Origin of the sequence: Methylopila capsulata, from assembly GCF_016907975.1 — a bacterium.
GTDB lineage: Bacteria > Pseudomonadota > Alphaproteobacteria > Rhizobiales > Methylopilaceae > Methylopila > Methylopila capsulata.
On sequence record NZ_JAFBCY010000001.1, the window covers coordinates 952,046 to 971,866 of the forward strand.

General features: G+C 70.2%; 15 protein-coding genes. 13 read left to right on the top strand and 2 right to left on the bottom strand.

The features are described 5' to 3' along the window. Positions 1 to 45 precede the first annotated feature (45 nt). Positions 46 to 2,925: an excinuclease ABC subunit UvrB gene (uvrB, locus tag JOD31_RS04525; RefSeq protein WP_204949080.1), complete on the top strand. Its 2,880-nt coding sequence runs from the start codon at positions 46 to 48 to the stop codon at positions 2,923 to 2,925. Positions 2,926 to 3,116: 191 nt separating this feature from the next. After that, positions 3,117 to 4,775, top strand: coding sequence for a calcium-binding protein (locus JOD31_RS04530; protein ID WP_204949081.1), 1,659 nt, complete (start codon positions 3,117 to 3,119; stop codon positions 4,773 to 4,775). A gap of 60 nt (positions 4,776 to 4,835) precedes the next feature. On the opposite strand, the gene JOD31_RS04535 is transcribed toward JOD31_RS04530, so the two are convergent. After that, the gene (locus JOD31_RS04535; protein ID WP_204949082.1) at positions 4,836 to 5,888 is read right to left on the bottom strand and encodes a TIGR03032 family protein; all 1,053 of its coding nucleotides are present in this window, start codon (positions 5,886 to 5,888) and stop codon (positions 4,836 to 4,838) included. Positions 5,889 to 6,145: 257 nt separating this feature from the next. Here JOD31_RS04535 and JOD31_RS04540 point away from each other — a divergent pair, with 257 nt between their 5' ends. Then, on the top strand, positions 6,146 to 7,534 hold the full coding sequence (locus JOD31_RS04540; protein WP_204949083.1) for a calcium-binding protein: 1,389 nt from the start codon (positions 6,146 to 6,148) through the stop codon (positions 7,532 to 7,534). 33 nt (positions 7,535 to 7,567) lie between these two features. Here JOD31_RS04540 and JOD31_RS04545 read toward each other — a convergent pair whose 3' ends face one another. Beyond that, positions 7,568 to 8,650, bottom strand: coding sequence for a sensor domain-containing diguanylate cyclase (locus JOD31_RS04545; protein ID WP_204949084.1), 1,083 nt, complete (start codon positions 8,648 to 8,650; stop codon positions 7,568 to 7,570). A 132-nt stretch (positions 8,651 to 8,782) separates the two neighbouring features. On the opposite strand from JOD31_RS04545, the gene arfB reads away from it, so the two are divergent. From arfB to JOD31_RS04595, 10 genes are all read left to right on the top strand, one after another. Further along, positions 8,783 to 9,202 carry an alternative ribosome rescue aminoacyl-tRNA hydrolase ArfB gene (gene arfB / locus JOD31_RS04550; RefSeq protein WP_204949085.1) on the top strand — a complete coding sequence of 140 codons (420 nt, stop codon included), beginning with the start codon at positions 8,783 to 8,785 and terminating at the stop codon, positions 9,200 to 9,202. 73 nt (positions 9,203 to 9,275) lie between these two features. Further along, positions 9,276 to 10,481, top strand: coding sequence for a DUF898 family protein (locus tag JOD31_RS04555; protein WP_204949086.1), 1,206 nt, complete (start codon positions 9,276 to 9,278; stop codon positions 10,479 to 10,481). Beyond that, entirely contained in the window at positions 10,482 to 11,645 is a 1,164-nt protein-coding gene (locus tag JOD31_RS04560) for a M48 family metallopeptidase (RefSeq protein WP_204949087.1), read from the top strand. Between the two features lie 4 nt (positions 11,646 to 11,649). Beyond that, positions 11,650 to 12,435, top strand: a complete 786-nt coding sequence (locus JOD31_RS04565) for a DUF1499 domain-containing protein (protein ID WP_204949088.1) — start codon at positions 11,650 to 11,652, stop codon at positions 12,433 to 12,435. A 164-nt stretch (positions 12,436 to 12,599) separates the two neighbouring features. Next, positions 12,600 to 14,126 carry an L-piperidine-6-carboxylate dehydrogenase gene (gene amaB / locus JOD31_RS04570; RefSeq protein WP_204949089.1) on the top strand — a complete coding sequence of 509 codons (1,527 nt, stop codon included), beginning with the start codon at positions 12,600 to 12,602 and terminating at the stop codon, positions 14,124 to 14,126. Between the two features lie 463 nt (positions 14,127 to 14,589). Beyond that, positions 14,590 to 15,792: an ABC transporter substrate-binding protein gene (locus tag JOD31_RS04575; protein WP_204949090.1), complete on the top strand. Its 1,203-nt coding sequence runs from the start codon at positions 14,590 to 14,592 to the stop codon at positions 15,790 to 15,792. Between the two features lie 211 nt (positions 15,793 to 16,003). Beyond that, positions 16,004 to 16,762, top strand: coding sequence for an ABC transporter ATP-binding protein (locus JOD31_RS04580; RefSeq protein ID WP_204949091.1), 759 nt, complete (start codon positions 16,004 to 16,006; stop codon positions 16,760 to 16,762). Further along, entirely contained in the window at positions 16,755 to 17,531 is a 777-nt protein-coding gene (locus JOD31_RS04585; protein ID WP_246482324.1) for an ABC transporter ATP-binding protein, read from the top strand. The genes JOD31_RS04580 and JOD31_RS04585 overlap by 8 nt, the downstream gene beginning before the upstream one ends. 145 nt (positions 17,532 to 17,676) lie before the next feature. Further along, entirely contained in the window at positions 17,677 to 18,564 is an 888-nt protein-coding gene (locus tag JOD31_RS04590; protein WP_204949092.1) for a branched-chain amino acid ABC transporter permease, read from the top strand. 47 nt (positions 18,565 to 18,611) lie between these two features. Then, entirely contained in the window at positions 18,612 to 19,541 is a 930-nt protein-coding gene (locus JOD31_RS04595) for a branched-chain amino acid ABC transporter permease (protein WP_271206170.1), read from the top strand. Positions 19,542 to 19,821 lie beyond the last annotated feature (280 nt).

Here is a 19,821-nt window from a genome sequence, read left to right on the forward strand (position 1 = left end):
CGTTCTCCCCTCGCAATGCCGCGGAGGACGTTCCATATTGCCCCCATGCCAAAGCCCACGCGCCGCCCCTCCCCCGGCTTTTCGGAGCAGCCTCAGGCTGAGTTCGACGCCGGGGCGCCCGTCGACCTGACCGACGTCTCCGGCGACGCCGCGCTGCTGCGCGCGCTCGGACGCGGCCCCCAGGCCGCCGACGCCGCGCGGGCCGCGGCGGACGAGGCGACGAAGCAGGCGGCGAGCGAGGGGCCGGCGGCGGAGATGCGGTCCCCCTCCCCCGTGCGGGGAGGGGCTAGGGGCGGGGGCAGCGTCGCAGAAGGCGTTGCCGAGCCCGGTTCTGAACCACCCCCCTCCCCGACCCGCCCCCGCAAGGGGAGAGGGAGCGGCGCCGCGCCCGAAAAGGGCAAGCGCAAGCAGAAGCGCGACGCGACCCCCGCGGGGACGCCCGACCCGCAGAAGGCCCCGCGCGGCTTCGGCGCGACGCCGGAGACGGACCTCGCGGCGCTGCCGGCGGACTTCGACCCGGCGAGCTCGGTCTCCGCCACGGTGCAGGCGCTCGAGAACCTGATCCAGCACGGGCGGCCCGAGCTGCAGGGCAAGCCCTGGGTTCCGCACCGCCCGCCCCGGCCGGACAAGCTGGAGAGCGGCCAGACCTTCCGGCTGTCGAGCCCGTTCGAGCCCAAGGGCGACCAGCCGACCGCGATCGCGGAGCTGGTGGACGGGATCCGCCGGCAGGAGCGCGACCAGGTGCTGCTGGGCGTCACGGGGTCGGGCAAGACCTTCACGATGGCGCAGGTCATTCAGGAGACCCAGCGGCCGGCGCTGATCCTCGCGCCCAACAAGACGCTGGCGGCGCAGCTCTACGGCGAGTTCAAGTCGTTCTTCCCCGACAACGCCGTGGAGTACTTCGTCTCCTACTACGACTACTACCAGCCGGAGGCCTACGTTCCGCGCTCGGACACCTACATCGAGAAGGAATCGTCGATCAACGAGCAGATCGACCGCATGCGGCACTCCGCGACGCGGTCTCTGCTGGAGCGCGACGACGTCATCATCGTGGCCTCGGTGTCGTGCATCTACGGCATCGGCTCGGTCGAGACCTACACCTCGATGACCTTCGTGCTGAAGGTGGGCGAGACCGTCTCCCAGCGGCAGCTGATGGCCGATCTGGTGGCGCTGCAGTACAAGCGCGCCGACGTGAACTTCGTGCGCGGCACCTTCCGGGTGCGCGGCGACACGATCGAGGTGTTTCCCGCGCATTACGAGGACCGGGCCTGGCGCATCGGCCTGTTCGGCGACGAGATCGAGAGCATCCAGGAGTTCGACCCGCTGACGGGCGCGAAGATCCAGGACCTCGCGGCGGTGAAGGTCTACGCGAACTCGCATTACGTCACGCCGCGGCCGACGCTGAACCAGGCGATCAAGGGCATCAAGGACGAGCTGAAGGGCCGGCTGGTCGAGCTCACCAAGATGGGCCGGCTGCTGGAGGCGCAGCGGCTGGAGCAGCGCTGCACCTTCGACATCGAGATGATGGAAGCGACGGGAAGCTGCGCCGGCATCGAGAACTACTCTCGCTGGCTGACGGGGCGGAAGCCCGGCGAGCCGCCGCCCACGCTGTTCGAGTACCTGCCCGACAACGCGCTGGTCTTCACCGACGAGAGCCACGTCACCATCCCGCAGATCGGCGGCATGTACCGCGGCGACTTCCGTCGCAAGGCGACGCTGGCCGAATACGGCTTCCGGCTGCCCTCCTGCATGGACAACCGCCCCATGCGGTTCGAGGAGTGGGACGCCATGCGCCCGCAGACGGTGCACGTCTCCGCGACGCCCGGCGCCTGGGAGATGGAGGCGACCGGCGGCGTGTTCTCCGAGCAGGTCATCCGCCCCACGGGCCTCGTCGACCCGCTGATCGACGTGCGCCCCGCCCGCTCCCAGGTCGACGACCTGCTGGGCGAGGTCAAGGAGGTCGCGGCCAAGGGCTACCGCTCGCTGATCACGGTGCTCACCAAGCGGATGGCCGAGGACCTGACGGAGTACCTGCACGAGCACGGGGTGCGGGTGCGCTACATGCACTCCGACATCGACACGCTGGAGCGCATCGAGATCATCCGCGACCTGCGGCTCGGCGCCTTCGACGCGCTCGTCGGCATCAACCTGTTGCGCGAAGGTCTGGACATTCCCGAGTGCGCGCTGGTCGCGATCCTCGACGCGGACAAGGAGGGCTTCCTGCGCTCCGAGACCTCGCTGATCCAGACCATCGGCCGCGCCGCCCGCAACGTTGACGGCAAGGTGATCCTCTACGCCGACAAGGAGACCGGCTCGATGCAGCGCGCCATGGCCGAGACCGGCCGGCGCCGCGAGAAACAGCTCGCCTACAACGCCGAGCACGGCATCACGCCGGAGAGCATCAAGCGCGACATCTCCGATGTCATGAACTCGATGTACGAGCGCGACCGCGTCACCGTCGACAAGGGCTTCGCCGAGGACGCGCCCAAGGCCGGCCACAACATGAAGGCCACGCTGGCCGACCTCGAGGCGCGCATGCGCAAGGCCGCCGGCGACCTGGAGTTCGAGACCGCAGCCCGTCTGCGCGACGAAATCAAGCGCCTGCAGGCGACCGAGCTGCTGCTCGCTGACGACCCGCTCGCCCGCCAGCAGGACATCGACCGCCAGACCGGCGGCTACGCCGGCGAGCGCAAGTACGGCCGCAGCGGCAACGAACCGCCGAAATCCCGCGCGGCGAAGCCGAGCCTCGACGAAAACCTTCCGGCTCCGTCGTCTCGGGTGGCGAGACCCAGCCTCGACGACATGGGGCCGGGCACGGACCGCGTGACGCCGCTGGGACAGACCGAGTTCAAGCCGGTGAAGCCCGACAACATGACGACGAACTACCGGCCGGGCGGACGGCGGCAGGGGCCGAAGCGGCGCTGACATGTGGCATGCCTTTGGACCTGGGACGGCCGGGTCTCCCGGCGTCGTCAGGCGGGAGATCCGGCCGCTGGACCGACGGCCTGACGCCGAAATTCATCTTTTGAACACCTTGGATCTGTTTCGGCTGGCGCCGGCCTGGGCGTTCAGCTAGCGTTTCGCTGCTTTCTCCGTCTCCATAAGCGAGCGCCCCCATGGCTCAGCCTGTCAACGACAACATCGAAAACGCCTACGTCATTGCCGGCGACGGTTTCACCGTCTCCGGGTCCAACGTCGACTCCACGACGCAGCCGGACGAGGCCACAAGTAACGGCAGCGTATCCAGCGTCTGGTTCGTCTACACGGCATCGGCTGACGGGACGGTAACGTTCGATACTAAAAGCCCCGAGCCCGGAAACCAGTTGGACACCATACTGAACGCGAACAGCTCCTCCGATGGCAGCGGGTCGCTCGCGTCGCTCGCTCGGATCGTGGTCAACGATGACATAGATGGTACTACTTCAGCGTCTGAGATCACGTTCGACGTCGTCGCCGGTGAAACCTACTGGCTGCGCGTCTGGGGCTTTGATCTCGCCGTTGGGGATTATTGGTTGAACCAAACGTCCGGCCCCGCGGGCGTGGCGACTTCGATGGTCGGGACCCCCGACTCCGACGTCCTCGGCGTGCATTTCGACGGCGGCTACACCATGATCGGCGAGCTCGGCGACGACACCTATTACGTCGACACCGCTAGCGACGTGATCACCGAGCTCGACGGCGAAGGCTTCGACAGCGTCCTGACCGAGGTCGACTACACGCTGGCCGACAACGTCGAGCGGATCGTGGCGATCGGGTCGACCGGCCTCACGCTCACCGGCAACGCGCTCGACAACAACGTGATCGGCGACGCAGGCGGCGACACCCTCTACGGGCTCGACGGCGCCGACATTCTCAAGGGCCGCGGCGGCGACGACACCATGGTCGGCGGCGCCGGCGACGACGCCTACTACGTCTCGGAAGCCGGCGACGTTGTCACCGAAGCGGCGGACGAAGGCTACGACTCGGTCTACACGACCATGGACTACACGCTGGGCGCCAATGTCGAGCGGCTTGTGGCGCTCGGGTCGACCGGCCTCACGCTCACCGGCAACGCGCTCGACAACAACGTGATCGGCGACGAGGGCGGCGACACGCTCTATGGCCTCGACGGCGATGACCTCCTCAAGGGCCGCGGCGGCGACGACACCATGGTCGGCGGCGCCGGCGACGACGCCTACTACGTCGACGACGCCGGCGACGTCGTCACCGAAGCGGCGGATGAAGGCTACGACTCGGTCTACACGTCCGTGGACTACACGCTGAGCGCCAATGTCGAGAAGATCGTCGCGCGCGGCTCCGCGGGCCTCGCGATCACCGGCAACGACTCCGACAACGCCATGATCGGCGACGTCGGCGCGGACACGCTCTCGGGCGGCGGCGGCGCTGACCGGCTCAACGGCGGCGGCGGCGACGACATCCTGATCGGCGGCGCCGGCAAGGACGTGCTCACCGGCGGCGCCGGCGGCGACATCTTCGCGTTCACGGGGGTCGACGACGCCCGCGACACCATCACCGACTTCCAGGCGGACGTGGATCAGATCGGTATCGACCTCGCGGGCTTCGGCCTCACCGGCTTCGACGCCAGCATGTTCGAGTCGAACGCGAGCGGGATCGCGACAGGCGCCGACACTCGCTTCGTCTACAGCGAGATCAACGGCCGGCTGTTCTTCGACGCCGACGGCTCGGGGGCCGGCAAGGGCGTGCTGATCGCAACGCTCCGCGGCGCGCCGGAACTGACGGCGGACCACATCACGGACACGAGCCTGCTCGTCTAAACAAGCCTGCTCGTTAAAAAAGGACGCCGCGGGCGGCGGCGCGAAGGGGCTGGAAGCTCCTCACCGTCCTTCGATCGAGACGACGTGATCGACGTCGTCGCCGAACAGTCCGACCAGCGACGGGTTCGCGACGGCGGGCAGCGCGGCGACGTCGTAGAGCTCCCGCACCGGGCCGGCGAGGCGGACCCATTCGACCGTCTCGCCGGTCTTCACGTCGATCACCAGCAACCCGCAGCGGGGCTCCTCGCCCCGCTGCGCCAGCTCCTGCTCCAGCGCGAGCCCGCCGAAGGTCTTGTTCTCGCGGGCGAGCGACAGGCCGACCACGGCGTGACGGCCGACGATCGCCAAGCCGCGCGCGTAGCCGGGACAGAAGGCGAGCGGCTCGAACCGGCGGGCGGCGACGTCCACGAAGCCGAATTCGCCGCGGCCTGAATTCAGCAACCAGAGCCTGCCGTCGACCAGCCGGGGCGAATGGGGCATCGAGAGCCCTTCGACCACCGTCTTGCTGGTCGCGACGTCCATCACCAGTCCGCCGTCGCCGCGCATCTCGCGCCAGCCGTGCGGCGCATCGGAGCGGCCGACGATGGTGACGTAGGCCGGCGTTTCGCCGCGCATGGCGAGGCCGTTCAGGTGGCAGCGATCCTCCGGCTGCAGCGCCGTGACGAAGGGCGGCCGCCACACCGGCTTGAACGAATGGCCATCCGAGACCGCGGCGAGGCAGGAGAAGCGCGTGTTCACGAAGATCGGCCGCAGCCGCGGTCCGAAGCCGACGTCGTGGGAGTCGGACGCGCCGGTGATCCATCCGGCGTGCGGCGCATAGACGGCGTCGTGGCCGTCCTTCCGCTGGCCGCGCGGCAGCACGTCGTCGAACCGCAGGATCTGATTGTGGGTCGCGAGCGCGAAACTGCGGCCGCCGGGCGCCACCGCGATTCCCATGGAGCGCTTGAACGACCGCTCGAACACCGACAGCCGCCCGTCCGGCCGCACGCCCAGCAGCAGCAGCTTACCCGCCTGGTAGGTGGAGAACGCGAGGCTGACCTTCGCGCGCGCGAGCCAGGCGGCGAAACCGGGCGATGTGGAGACGGCGAAGGGTTCGGCGGGAGAATCGGTCACGCGCGGCGCTCGGAGGCTTGAGGCGGAGTCCGGCGGCGCAGAGCCGACCGCGTCGCGAGCGATAGCCGCGCGGCGGCCCCGGCGCAATCGCCGGCGCGACGCTCGCGAACGGCGCGCCGTTCGTCCCGCCCCGGCACACGTTGCTTGGCGCGTTCAGGCGAACTTTGATTTTCGATCGAACATTACACAGTTAAACTTTCGTACAGAGAAGCTCCGTCTTATAGCGCGCACGAAAACGCCTCTAGGAGCGGACGACGATGGCGCAGCCTGTCAACGACAACATCGAGAATGCCATCGTCATCGCCGGCGACGGATTTTCCTTCACCGGGACGACGGCCGACGCGACGCTCCAGGTCGGCGAACCGTCCGCCTATGACGGCGACGAATACGCGGATAACGACGCCGACGACAGCGTCTGGTTCGTCTACACGGCGTCTACGACGGGCACGGTCGTTCTCGAGACCGAAGGTTTCAACTCATCGTTCGGCTATAACCTCTTCCTCTCCCCGGACGGCTCGTCGTCGTTCGCCTCTCTCCAGGAGTTCAAGTCCGGCGCCAGCTTCGGCTCAAGCGAGTTTTACGAAGAATTCAGCGTCGTCGCGGGGGAGACCTACTACATCCGGTTCGCGAGTTACGGCTACAGCAACGGCGACTACACGCTGATCCAGAGCTCCGGCCCTGCCGGCGTGCTGCCGCAGATCGTCGACGGGGGCACGGACACCCTCGGCGCGTTCGGGGACGGCGTCCACGAGATGATCGGCGGCGACGGCGACGACACCTACTACGTCGACAACGTCGGCGACGTCGTGACCGAGATGGGCGGCGAGGGCTTCGACACGATCCGGACCACCGTCGACTTCACGCTTCCCGCCAACGTCGAGCGCATCGTGATCGAGGGCGCGACGGGCCGCACCGCCACCGGCAACGCGTTCGACAACACGCTGATCGGCGGCGCGGGCGACGACACGCTCTATGGCCTCGCCGGGAACGACATCCTCAAGGGTCGCGGCGGAAGCGACACCATGGTCGGGGGCGAGGGCGACGACGTCTATTACGTCGACAGCGCGAGCGACGTCGTCACCGAGCTCGACGGCGAGGGTTACGACGCCGTCTACACGACGGTGAGCCTGGAGCTCGCGGACAACGTCGAGAAGGCGGTCGTGCAGTCGGCTTCCGGCCTGGAGGTGATCGGCAACGACCTCGACAATTCGCTCACGGGCGGGGCCGGCGGCGACCGGCTCGTCGGCGGCGCCGGAGCGGACCTCATCAGCGGCAAGGCCGGCGACGACACCCTCTCGGGCGGCGAAGGCAAGGACCGGCTGGCGGGCGGCGCCGGGGCCGACGTGTTCCTCTTCGAGACCCTGTCGGACGCGGGCGACGTGATCACGGACTTCGTCGTCGGCGAGGACAAGATCGGGTTCGGCGCCTCCTTCGACGCCGACCTGCTGAGCGATCCCGGCCAGTTCGCCTCGAACCTGAAGGGCGTGGCGACCGAGGCGGACGACCGCCTGATCTACAGCACCAAGACTGGCCGGCTGTTCTACGACGCCGACGGGTCCGGCTCCGGGCAGGCGGTGCTGCTCGCCACGCTCAAGGGAGCGCCCGAGCTGGGCTACGGCGACTTCATCTCGTTCGCTCCGGTCTGAGCACGGGGTGAGGCGGGCGCGGAAGCGTCCGCCTCACCCCGGACGGGCGACGGCGCGGCCCTTGCCGGCCGCCTTCGCGCGGTACATGGCGGTGTCGGCGACCGCGAGCAGCCGGTCGGCGTCGCTTTCGTCGTCCGGGAACAACGACGCGCCGACGCTCGCGCGGCAGACGAGCGCGAGCTCGCCGACGACCACGGGCTCGCGCGACAGCGCCGCGACGACCCGGTCGCCGAGAGCCTGCAGGTCGCCCCGGTCCGCGATCCCCGGCGCGAGCAGCACGAACTCGTCGCCGCCGACGCGGGCCACGAGATCGCCCGGCCGGGTGCAGCTTTCCAACCGCCGGGCCACCGCCCGCAGCAGCGCGTCGCCCACGCCGTGGCCGTAAAGGTCGTTGTGGCGCTTGAAGTCGTCGAGGTCGATCAGCAGCAGGCCGATCCGCCCCTCTGCGGTGGCGACCGCCCGATCGAGCCGCCCCTGCAGCAGCGCGCGGTTCGCGACGCCGGTCAGCGTGTCGTGCTCGGCGAGGTGGCGGAGCGCGTCGCGCTGGCGCTCGAGCTCCCGGCCCTGCTCCTCCAGCTCCGCCTGCAGGCGCTGGCGCGCGGCGATCTCCTGCTTCAGCGTCTCGTTGATCTCGTGCAGCCGCAGCTGGTCGCAGGCGAGCTCCGCGAGGCGCGCCAGGGTCTCGCGCTGGCCGGCGTCGAGCGAGCGCGGCTTGTCGTCGATGACGCACAGCGTGCCGAGATTGACGTTCGGCGTCAGCGACAGCGGGGCCCCGGCGTAAAACCGGAACGAGGGCTGCCGCGTCACAAGGATGTTGTCGGAGAAGCGGGAGTCCTTCGCGAGGTCCTCGACCACGAGCAGCCCCGCGCCCTCGATGGTGCGGTTGCAGAAGGCGAGCTCCCGCGGCGCGCCCTCGCCCTCGACGCCGCGCTTCGCCTTGAACCACGCGCGCTGGCGGTCGATCATCGTCAGGATCGCGACGGGCGCGCGCAGCAGATCGCGGGCCAGCGCGACGATGCGATCGAAGCCGGGCGGCGACGGCGCATCCAGAATCCGCAGCCGCTCGAGCGCGGCGATACGCTCGTCCTCGTTGCGCAAGGCGTACGGCTCGGTCATAGGCTGGCCTTTCGGTCGGCGCCGCGCGTCGGGGAGCGTGACCGACGCCCGGCGAGAGGCGCAGGTTTCGCCCTCGCGCATGGGTTCGCCTCCTGGACGACGCACGCCAAAACTGAAGCGGCTCTCAAAGTCATGATCGCCATCACATCAAATTTGTCGATCGACGACAACGAGGTCGAACTCAGTTTCGTGCGGTCGTCCGGCCCGGGCGGGCAGAACGTCAACAAGGTCTCGACCGCGGTGCAGCTGCGCTTCGACGTGCGCCGCTCGCGCTCGCTGCCGAACGACGTGGCGATCCGCCTCATGAAGCTCGCGGGGTCGCGGCTGACCAACGACGGCGTGCTCGTGCTGACGGCGCAGTCGCACCGCACGCAGGGCGACAACCGCGCCGAAGCGATCGAACGCCTGACCGCGCTGCTGCGGGAGGCGGCGGAAAAACCGAAGCCCCGGCGTCCCACGCGGCCGACCAAGGCCTCCAAGGTCCGCCGGATCGAAGGCAAGACCAAGCGCGGCGACGTCAAGGCGCTGCGCGGCCGGCCGACGATGGACTGATGGCGGAGCGGGCCCGCGTTCGGGCTAAGGTAAGGATGCGCCGAACTGTGAGTCGGCTAAGCGGAGAGCGGGCATGGACGGCGGGGCGAACGGCGAATGGGGCGCGGTCCGCCCGCGGTTTCACGGCGCGAAGCGCGCGATGGCGCCGATCGTCCTGAAGGGTCTCGCCCTCAGCGTCGTCACCCTCGGCGTTTACCGGTTCTGGTACCAGACCGACATCCGCCGGTTTCTCTGGAACAACGTCGAGATCGACGGCGACGCGCTCGAATACACCGGACGCGGGCTCGAGCTGTTCGTCGGGTTTCTGATCGCGCTCGGCGTGCTGATCCCGCTCTACGGCGCGGCGGCGCTGCTCGGGATCGCGGCGGGCGCCTTCGGGCCGCTGGTGCAGGTGGGCGTGTCGCTCCTCGTGGTCATCCTGGCGCAGTACGCGCTCTACCGGGCGCGGCGGTACCGGCTGACGCGCACGATCTGGCGCGGCGTGCGGCTGCAGCAGACCGGCTCGGGCTGGGCCTACGCCGGACGGAGCCTCGGCTGGCTGATCGTAGCCGTCGTCACGCTCGGACTGGCCTACCCCTGGATGCGCGCCAGCCTCGAGCGCTTCAAGATGCGCAACACCTGGTACGGCGACCAGCAGGGCGCGTTCGACGGCACGGGCGGCCAACTGTTCCGCAAGGGCGTGCTGCTGTGGCTGTTCGCGGTCGTCGTCGGTCTCGGCTCGGCGGCGGCCTTCCTCGGCGTGCACTACGCCGCCTCCCAGGAGGATCTGGCCGCGGGCCGGACCGCCGCCGCGGCCGGCTTCTTCACCATCACCTTCTACCTCACGCTCTTCGTCACCTTCCCCCTGCTGAACGCCATCGAGTTCCGCTGGTGGGCGACCGCCTGTCGAATAGGCGCGGCGCAGGCGCGGTGCGATCTCGGCCTGTTCGCCTTCCTGAAGACCTACATCGTCTTCTTCGGCGCGCTGCTGCTTCTGGGCCTCGGCGTCGCGGCCGTGGGCGGCGCCCTGTTCGCGAGCGGCGCCTTCGCCGACCTCATCGACTTCGAGCGCGCCCCGAGCCCCATCGTCATCGTGCTGGGGCTCGCGCTCTATCTCGGCGCCGCGCTGGGCGCCTCGGCGCTCTGGCAGCTCATCGGCGCGCGCGGGCTGTGGCGGAAGTCGTTCGAGAGCGTCGCGATCCTGGGGCTCGCGGACCTCGCCGCCGCCCAGTCCGCGGCGCCGCCCGCCAACGCCTTCGGCGAGGGCGTGGCCGACGCGCTCGACTTCGGCGGCTTCTGAATGGGGGTCAGCGGTCCCGCCTCCTACTTCGACGGCGCCACCAGCCGACGCCGGTCGGTGCTCGTCGCGCTCGAGGACACAGGGCTTCGCCTGAGCGAGAGCGACGGCGCCGCGCCGCAGCTTTGGCCGTACTCGCTGCTGCGCGAGATCGCGGGGCCGCCCGGCGCGCTGCGGCTGTCGTCGCAGTCCGCGCACGCCCTCGCCCGGCTGGACGTGCGGGACGCAGGCTTAGCCGCCGCGATCCGGGCGCGCGCGCCGAGCCTCGCCGCCGGCGAGCGCGCCGAGCGCGGCCTCAGGCGGCGCGTCGCGCTCTGGGGCTGCGCGGCCGCCGTCTCCGCCGGCCTGTTCGCGGTCTACGGCCTGCCGGCGCTGGCCGACCGGATCGCGCCGCTGCTGCCCTGGAGCGTCGACCAGCGCATGGGCGCGGGCTTCGACACGCAGATCCGCTTCCTGCTGCCGACCGGCGACGGCGACTTCGAATGCGGCGACGGCGATGGCGAGGCGCCGGGCAAGGCGGCGCTCGACGCGCTGTCCAAGACGCTCTCGGACGCCGCGGCGCTGCCCGTGCCCCTGAAGATCGTGGCGGTCCGCAGTTCGATCCCCAACGCCTTCGCCCTGCCGGGCGGCTACATCTACCTGTTCGACGGGCTGATCCGCGAAGCCGAGACGCCGGACGAGATCGCCGGCGTGCTCGCGCACGAGATCGCGCATGTGGCGCACCGCGACGGCTCCCGTCGCGTGCTGCAGGCGAGCGGACTGTCGTTCCTGTTCGGCTTCGTGCTCGGCGACTTCAGCGGCGGCGCGGCGACGATCTTCGTGGCGCGGGTGCTGAGCGAGGCGTCCTATTCGCGCGCGGCGGAAAGCGACGCCGACCTCTACGCGGTCCGCCTGATGCGCAGGATCGGCGCGGACCCGCGCGCGCTCGGCACGATGCTGGACCGGCTCGTCGCCGAGTCGAAGTCGGAGGACGGGGCCGACCTCGAGAAAGACCGCGACGCCCGTTCCGCGCTCGACTATCTCTCGTCTCATCCGGCGGTGGCCGAGCGCCGCCGCGCGATCGACGCCGCGGCGGGCGACGCGCCCGCGAGGCCCGCGCTGGACGCCGCCGCCTTCGCGGCGCTGAAGACGATCTGCGGACCTGCGAAGTCCGACGAGGGATCCTGACCGCGTGACGTTCGACCTGAGAGAACCGCGGCGCCGCCGCTCCCGCCTTGCGGGCCTCGCGCTGGCGCTCGCGTGGTTCTCCGTGCTGGTCGCGCTCTACGCCTTCGCGCTGCTGCGCCTGCGGCTGGTGGAGCCGTTCGCCGCCTTCGCCGCCTTCGCCTCGGGTCTCGGGATCGCCGTGATCGCGATCCTGCTCGGGGCCCTCGCCCTCGTCGTCGTCTGGACCACGGGCCTGCGGGGCGGCGTGCGCGCGGCCGCGGCGATCGCGATCTCGCTCGCCGTGCTCGCAGGTCCCGCCTATGTGGCGGGCCGCGGGTTCCGGGCGCCCGTGCTGAACGACGTCGCGACCGACCTCGCCGACCCGCCGGCCTTCACCCGCGCCGGCCGCGACCGCACGCCCGGCGATCTGCCGGTTCCCGGCGCAATCCCGGCCGAGCAGGCCGAGCGGCTGCGCGCGGCCTACGCCGACCTTCAACCGCTGAAGCTGTCGCAGCCGCCCGACGAGGTCTCGAACCTCGTGATCGCGCTGGTCGAGGAGCGCGGCTGGCGCACGCTCGGCCCCACCGCCTACCCGCGCGGCGGGCCTCCGCTCGGCCGCGTGGAGGCGGTGGCGCGCAGCCCCGTGCTGGGCTTCGAGGACGATGTCGTGATCCGCGTGCGCGAAGACGGAACGGGATCGCGCGTCGACATGCGCTCCGCCTCCCGCCTCGGCCGGGGCGATTTCGGCGCCAACGCCGAGCGCATCCGCAGCTTTCTCGCCGACCTGAAGGCGGCGGCGGGCGGAGGGTGACGCGAAACGAACCCGGCAGGACTTGCTTGCGTGATCGTTCTTGGCGAACGCGCCGCTGTTCGCCGACAAACGGCGGGGTGATGGGTTCCGGGACTTCGCCCGGAACGACGAGCGTCTGTTGCACGGGCGCTGAGCGCGCTTCGGCGGCCTGAAGGAGGCGAACGATGACCACGCTTCAAAGCCCCGCCGAGGAGGCGCGACAGATCCTCGGCGCGCTCGGGGTCGACCTCGGCCGCCTCGGCGCGACCGGCCTTCCCGCGCGCTCGCCGATCGACGGCGCCGTGATCGGCCATCTCGCGGACAGCGACGCGCGCGCCGTCGACCGCGCCGTCGGGCGCGCCGCGGAGGCCGCCCGCGCGTGGCGCGACGTGCCCGCTCCGAAACGCGGCGAGCTGGTGCGGCTGTTCGGCGAGGAGCTGCGCGCGGCCAAGGAGCCGCTCGGCCGGCTGGTCACGCTCGAGGTCGGCAAGATCCTCTCCGAGGGCCTCGGCGAGGTGCAGGAGATGATCGACGTCTGCGACTTCGCGGTCGGCCTCTCCCGCCAGCTCTACGGGCTCACCATCGCGACCGAACGGCCGGATCACAGGATGTCGGAGAGCTGGCGGCCGCTCGGCGTCGTCGGCGTCATCTCGGCGTTCAACTTCCCCGTCGCGGTCTGGGCCTGGAACGCGGCGCTCGCGCTCGTCTGCGGCAACGCGGTCGTCTGGAAGCCGTCGGAGAAGACGCCGCTGACCGCGCTTGCCGTCGACGCGCTGCTGGCGCGCGCCCTCGCCCGCTTCCGCGCCGCCGGCGGCGACGCGCCCGAGGGGCTGGCCGCGACGCTCATCGGCGGCCGCGCCGCAGGCGAGGCTCTGGTCGACGACGCGCGCGTGGCGCTGATCTCCGCCACCGGGTCGACCGCCATGGGCCGCGCGGTCGCGCCCCGTCTCGCCGCCCGCTTCGCCAAGGCCCTGCTGGAGCTTGGCGGCAACAACGCCGCGATCGTCTGCCCCTCCGCCGACCTCGACCTGACGCTGCGCGCCGTGGCCTTCGCCGCCATGGGCACGGCGGGCCAGCGCTGCACCACGCTGCGGCGCCTGTTCGTGCACGACGCCGTCTACGACGCCTTCGTATCCCGCCTCGCCAAGGCCTATGGCTCGGTCGCGATCGGCGACCCGCGCGACCCGAAAACGCTGGTCGGCCCGCTGATCGACGAGGCCGCCGCCGGCGGCATGGCCCGCGCGCTCGACGCCGCCTCAGGCCTCGGCGGGCGCGTGACCGGCGGCGAACGGCTGCCCGGCCCCGGCGTCTATGTGCGGCCGGCGCTGGTCGAGCTGCCGCGGCAGGAGGGGCCGATGCTGGAGGAAACCTTCGCGCCGATTCTCTATGTCGTGCGCATCGCCGACCTCGACGCCGCGATCGCGCTCAACAACGCGGCGGCGCAGGGCCTGTCCTCCTCGATCTTCACCAACGACCTGCGCGAGGCGGAGCTGTTCCTGTCCGACCGCGGCTCCGACTGCGGCATCGCCAACGTCAACATCGGCCCCTCCGGCGCCGAGATCGGCGGGGCCTTCGGCGGCGAGAAGGAGACCGGCGGCGGCCGCGAGAGCGGCTCCGACGCGTGGAAGGCCTACATGCGGCGCGCCACCAACACCGTGAACTGGAGCCGCTCGCTGCCGCTGGCGCAGGGGGTGCGCTTCGACGTGGCGTGAGGTCGCGGGCGTCGGGAGCGACGCGTCCGTGGCCCAAACGCACTCCACCCGTCCCACACCCTCGCCGTCATGGTCCGGCTTGACCGGACCATCCACCCCGACGTCGAGCTCGACCTCGCCGATGGGTCCTCCGGTCAAGCCGGAGGAGGACGACGGGGTGGACCCCCGCCCGCCCGATTTCGCTTCCCCGCCTAAAACGAAATTTAGCGCTTGATGGCCTTCGCCCCGATGCTAGGCTCGCTTCCGGCAGAGAGCGACGGGCAACGTCGCCGAGTTCAGGGGCTGTTAGAGGAAACGCGGCGACGCCCGGACCTCGGGCGACTTTCCAACATTGAACAAAAACGTGCGCGCTTCGTCACAATACGAAGAAACGCGAAGCCGCGCGCCAAGAACGTCTTCAACGCCGCCGCATGACCCGAAAACGGGCGAGACAGGCCGGCGTATCTCTGGGAGGAGATGAGGCATGAAGCTTTCGGCGGCGATGGCCGCGGCGCTGCTCGTGGCGAGCGCGCTGCCCGCGGCGGCTCAGGTGTCGGACAACAAGGTCAAGATCGGCATCCTGAACGATCAGTCCGGCGTCTACGCCGACTTCGGCGGCAAGTGGTCCTACGAGGCCGCCAAGATGGCGGTGGAGGACTTCGGCGGCAAAGTGCTCGACATGCCGATCGAGGTCGTGACCGCCGATCACCAGAACAAGCCCGATATCGCCTCCAACATCGCGCGCCAGTGGTACGACACCGGCCAGGTGGACGCGATCATGGAGCTCACCACCTCCTCGGTCGCGCTCGCTGTGCAGGGGCTCTCGAAGGAAAAGAAGAAAATCACCCTCGTCACCGGCGCAGCGACCACGGAGCTCACCGGCAAGCAGTGTTCGCCTTACGGCTTTCACTGGGCCTACGACACCAACGCGCTCGCCGTCGGCACCGGCGGCGCGCTCGTGAAGGCGGGCGGCGACAGCTGGTTCTTCCTCACCGCCGACTACGCCTTCGGCTATTCGCTCGAGGCGCAGACCACCAAGTTCCTGACGTCGAACGGCGGCAAGGTGGTGGGCTCGGTCCGCCATCCGCTCTCGAACGCGGACTTCTCCTCGTTCCTGCTGCAGGCGCAGTCCTCCGGCGCCAAGGTGATCGGCCTCGCCAACGCCGGCCTCGACACCGCCAACGCCATCAAGCAGGCCTCGGAGTTCGGCATCGTCGCGGGCGGCCAGCGGCTCGCAGCGCTGCTGTTCACCCTGGCGGAGGTGCACGGCCTGGGCCTCGAGGCCGCGCAGGGGCTGTCGCTCACCGAAGGCTTCTACTGGGACCGCGACGACGCCTCGCGTGAGTTCGGCAAGCGCTTCTTCGCGCGCACCAAGCGGATGCCGAACATGATCCAGGCCGGCACCTACTCCGGCGTGCTGCATTACCTCAAGGCCATCGCCAAGGCCGGCGCCGACGACACCGAGAAGGTGGCGGAAGCCATGCGCGCCATGCCCGTGGACGACGTCTTCGCCAAAGGCGGCGTTGTCGCCAAGAACGGCCGCATGATCCACGACATGTACCTGATGGAGGTCAAGAAGCCGGAGGAGAGCAAGCAGCCCTGGGACTACTTCAAGGTGCTCGCGACCGTTCCCGGCGACCAAGCCTACATCAAGCCGTCGGAGAGCGGCTGCCCGCTGGCGCAGTGACGGCCATGCGCGCGTCAGGCGCTGTTCCCACGGCGATCAGCCCCCTCACCCGGCCCTGCGGGCCGACCTCTCCCCGCTGGGGAGAGGTGCGAGGCGCCGCCGTCGCGCGTCCTGGCACAAGGAGGCGCGGGTCTTCACCTCTCCCCGGCGGGGAGAGTTCGGAGGGCGAAGCCCTCCGGGGGCGCCCGGCGCAAAGACGCGGACGCCGCCCATGACCGCCCCCGAAATCGTGCTCTCCTGCCGCGGGCTGCGGAAGGACTTTGCCGGGTTCACGGCCGTGAACGACGTCGACCTCGACCTGCGCCATGGCGAGATCCACGCCATGATCGGGCCGAACGGCGCCGGCAAGACCACCGTGTTCAACCTGCTGACCAAGTTCCTGCAGCCGACCAAGGGGCGGATCACCCTGCTCGGCCAGGACATCACCAGGACCTCGCCGTCCAAGGTCGCGCGGATGGGGCTGGCGCGCTCGTTCCAGATCTCGGCCACCTTCCCGCACCTCACCGTGCTGGAAAACGTGCGCGTGGCGCTGCAGCGGCCGAACGGGCTCGCCCACCAGTTCTGGCGGCCCATGAGCGCGCTCGACCGGCTGAACGAGCGGGCGCTGGAGCTGATCGAGCTTGTCGGCCTCAAGGACGCTCGCAACCGGCCCGCCGCCGACCTCTCCTACGGCCGCAAGCGCGCGCTCGAGATCGCGACCACGCTCGCGCTCGACCCCAAGGCGTTGCTGCTCGACGAGCCCATGGCCGGCATGGGCCACGAGGACGTGGCCGTCGTCTCCGCGATCGTTCGTGACGTGGCGAAGACCCGCGCGGTGCTGATGGTGGAGCACAACCTGAAGGTCGTCGCCGACCTCTGCGACCGCGTCACCGTGCTCCAGCGCGGCGAGATCCTGATCTCCGGCGACTACGCCACGGTCTCCCGCGACGAGCGCGTACGCACCGCCTATCTCGGAGCGGGCCATGACTGAAGCCCCGCTGGCGCAGCCGCCCTCGGACTTCCGGCATGAGCCCTCGTCCCGCGGAACGCAGCCGATCGTCCAATCCCTGCTGAAGGTGCGCGGGCTGAACGCCTGGTACGGCGAGAGCCACGCGCTGCACGGCGTCGACCTCGACATCGCCGCCGGCGAGACCGTGACGCTGCTCGGCCGCAACGGCGTGGGCAAGACCACGACGCTGCGCGCCATCATGGGAATCCTGCCGAAGCGCACGGGCTCCGTCCGCCTCAACGGCCGCGAGATGATCGGCACGCCGCTGCACAAGGTGGCCGCCGCCGGTCTCGGCTTCGTGCCGGAGGAGCGCGGCATCTTCGCCTCGCTCACCGTCGAGGAGAACCTGACGCTGCCTCCGGTGGTCGCCAAGGGCGGCTTCACGGTGGAGGAGCTCTACGCGCTGTTCCCGAACCTGAAGGAGCGCCGGCGCAGCGCCGGCACGCAGCTCTCGGGCGGCGAGCAGCAGATGCTCGCCATCGCCCGCGTGCTCCGCACCGGCGTGACGCTGCTGCTGCTGGACGAGCCGACCGAGGGCCTCGCGCCGGTCATCGTCGACCGCATCGGCGAGATCATCCTGGAGATGAAGCGCCGCGGCATGACCGTGCTGCTGGTCGAGCAGAACTTCCGCTTCGCAAGCCGCGTGGCGGACCGGTTCTACGTGATGGACCACGGCCAGATCGTCGACGGCTTCGCAGCGGCGGAGCTCCCCGGCCGCATGGACCGGCTGAAAGAGGCGCTGGGGGTGTGATGCGCGTGATGGGACATCCTCGACCGTCATGCCCGCCCTTGCGGGCATCCACGACTTCGACGTCGAGCGCCACGCCAAAGTCGTGGATACCCGGCCTGCGGCCGGGCATGACGGCGCCTTTCGCCGTCGCGCCGGAGCGCGCCCCATGACCATGGTGTTCGGCGTTCCGGTTCAGGCGCTCTTGGGGCAGCTGTTGGTCGGTCTGATCAACGGCTCGTTCTACGCGCTGCTGAGCCTTGGCCTCGCGATCATCTTCGGGCTGCTGCGCATCATCAACTTCGCCCATGGCGCGCAGTACATGCTCGGCGCCTTCGTCGCCTACCTGCTGCTGGCCTACGCCGGGATCGGCTACTGGGGCGCGTTGATCCTCGCGCCGCTGATCGTAGGCCTCGCGGGCGCCGCGATCGAGCGGCTGGCGCTGTCGCGGCTCTACGATCTTGACCCGCTCTACGGGCTCTTATTCACCTTCGGCCTCGCGCTCGCGATCGAGGGCTCGTTCCGCTACGTCTACGGCTCGGCCGGCCAGCCCTACGCGGTGCCGCAGGCGCTCACCGGCGCGCGCAACCTCGGCTTCATGGTGCTGCCGAACTACCGCGGCTGGGTGGTGGTCGCCTCGCTCGCGGTCTGCATCGCGACCTGGCTCGCGATCGAGAAGACCAAGTTCGGCGCCTATCTCCGCGCCGCGACCGAGAACCCGACGCTGGTGCGCGCTTTCGGCGTGAACGTGCCGCTGCTGCTCACCTTCACCTACGGCCTCGGCGCGGCGCTGGCGGGGCTCGCCGGCGTGATGGCCGCGCCGATCTACCAGGTCAGCCCGCTGATGGGCTCCAACATCATCATCGTGGTGTTCGCGGTGGTGGTGGTCGGCGGCATGGGCTCGATCCTCGGCGCGGTGGTCACCGGCTACATGCTCGGCCTCTGCGAAGGCCTCACCAAGGTGTTCTACCCGGAGGCCTCCAACATCGTGATCTTCGTCATCATGGCGATCGTGCTGCTGATCCGCCCCGCCGGCCTGTTCGGGAGGACGGCGTGACCGACGTCGTCCTCGCTCCGCCCGCCAAGCGCTCGAAGGCGCGCGGCATCGCGCTGATCGCCGTGGGCCTCGTGCTGCTCGCGGTCGCGCCCTTCGTGGTCTACCCGATCTTCGTGATGAAGCTGCTGTGCTTCGCGCTGTTCGCCGCCGCCTTCAACCTGCTGCTCGGCTATGCCGGCCTGCTGTCCTTCGGCCATGCCGCGTTCTTCGGCGGCGCGGCGTACTTCACCGCCCATGCGGTCAAGGAGTGGGGCCTGACGCCGGAGCTGGGCGTGCTTGTCGGCGTCGCGGGGGCTGCGGCGCTGGGGCTGGTGGTCGGCTTCCTCGCCATCCGCCGGCAGGGCATCTACTTCGCCATGATCACGCTGGCGCTCGCCCAGATGTTCTTCTTCTTCTGCCTGCAGGCGCGCTTCACCCATGGCGAGGACGGCATCCAGGGCGTGCCCCGCGGCCACCTGTTCGGCCTGATCGACCTCAACCAGCCGCTCGCCATGTACGGCTTCGTGGCCGTCGTGTTCCTGGCGGGCATGGTCGCGATCCACCGGATCACGGAATCGCCCTTCGGGATGATCCTGAAGTCGATCCGCGAAAACGAGCGCCGTGCGACCTCGCTCGGCATCTCGGTCGGCTCCTACAAGCTCGCGGCCTTCGTGATGTCGGCGGCGCTGGCGGGACTTGCCGGCGCGACCAAGGCGCTGGTGTTCCAGTTCGCGACGCTGACCGACGTCGGCTGGCAGATGTCGGGCGAGGTCATCCTGATGACCCTGCTCGGCGGCATCGGCACCATGATCGGGCCGGTGGTCGGCGCCGCGATCGTCACCGCGTTGGAGAACTACCTCGCGACCTCGGACTTCCCGCCGACGATCGTCATCGGCCTCGCGTTCATGCTCTGCGTGCTCGCCTTCCGCCGCGGCGTGGTGGGCGAGCTGCTGGCCACGCGGTGGGGAAAGCGGCTCGCGGGACGGAGCGAGGACTGAGCGGTTCTGCGGGAACGCCACGCATCCTAAAGCGCGAAGCACCTCCCACACCCACGCCGTCATGGTCCGGCTTGACCGGACCATCCATCCCCGACGTCGAGCGCCACGTCCCCGGTGGGTCCTCCGGTCGAGCCGGAGGACGACGGCGGAGGGTGGCGTGAACGGCGAGTGGAGCGTCGAAGGGAGTCCGTCCGGGCCGCTTCCCCCTCGCCCCGCCCGCGCCGTCATCCCCCGGCTTGTCCGGGGGATCCAGGCATCCGCAAGCTGGTGCGCGGCGGCC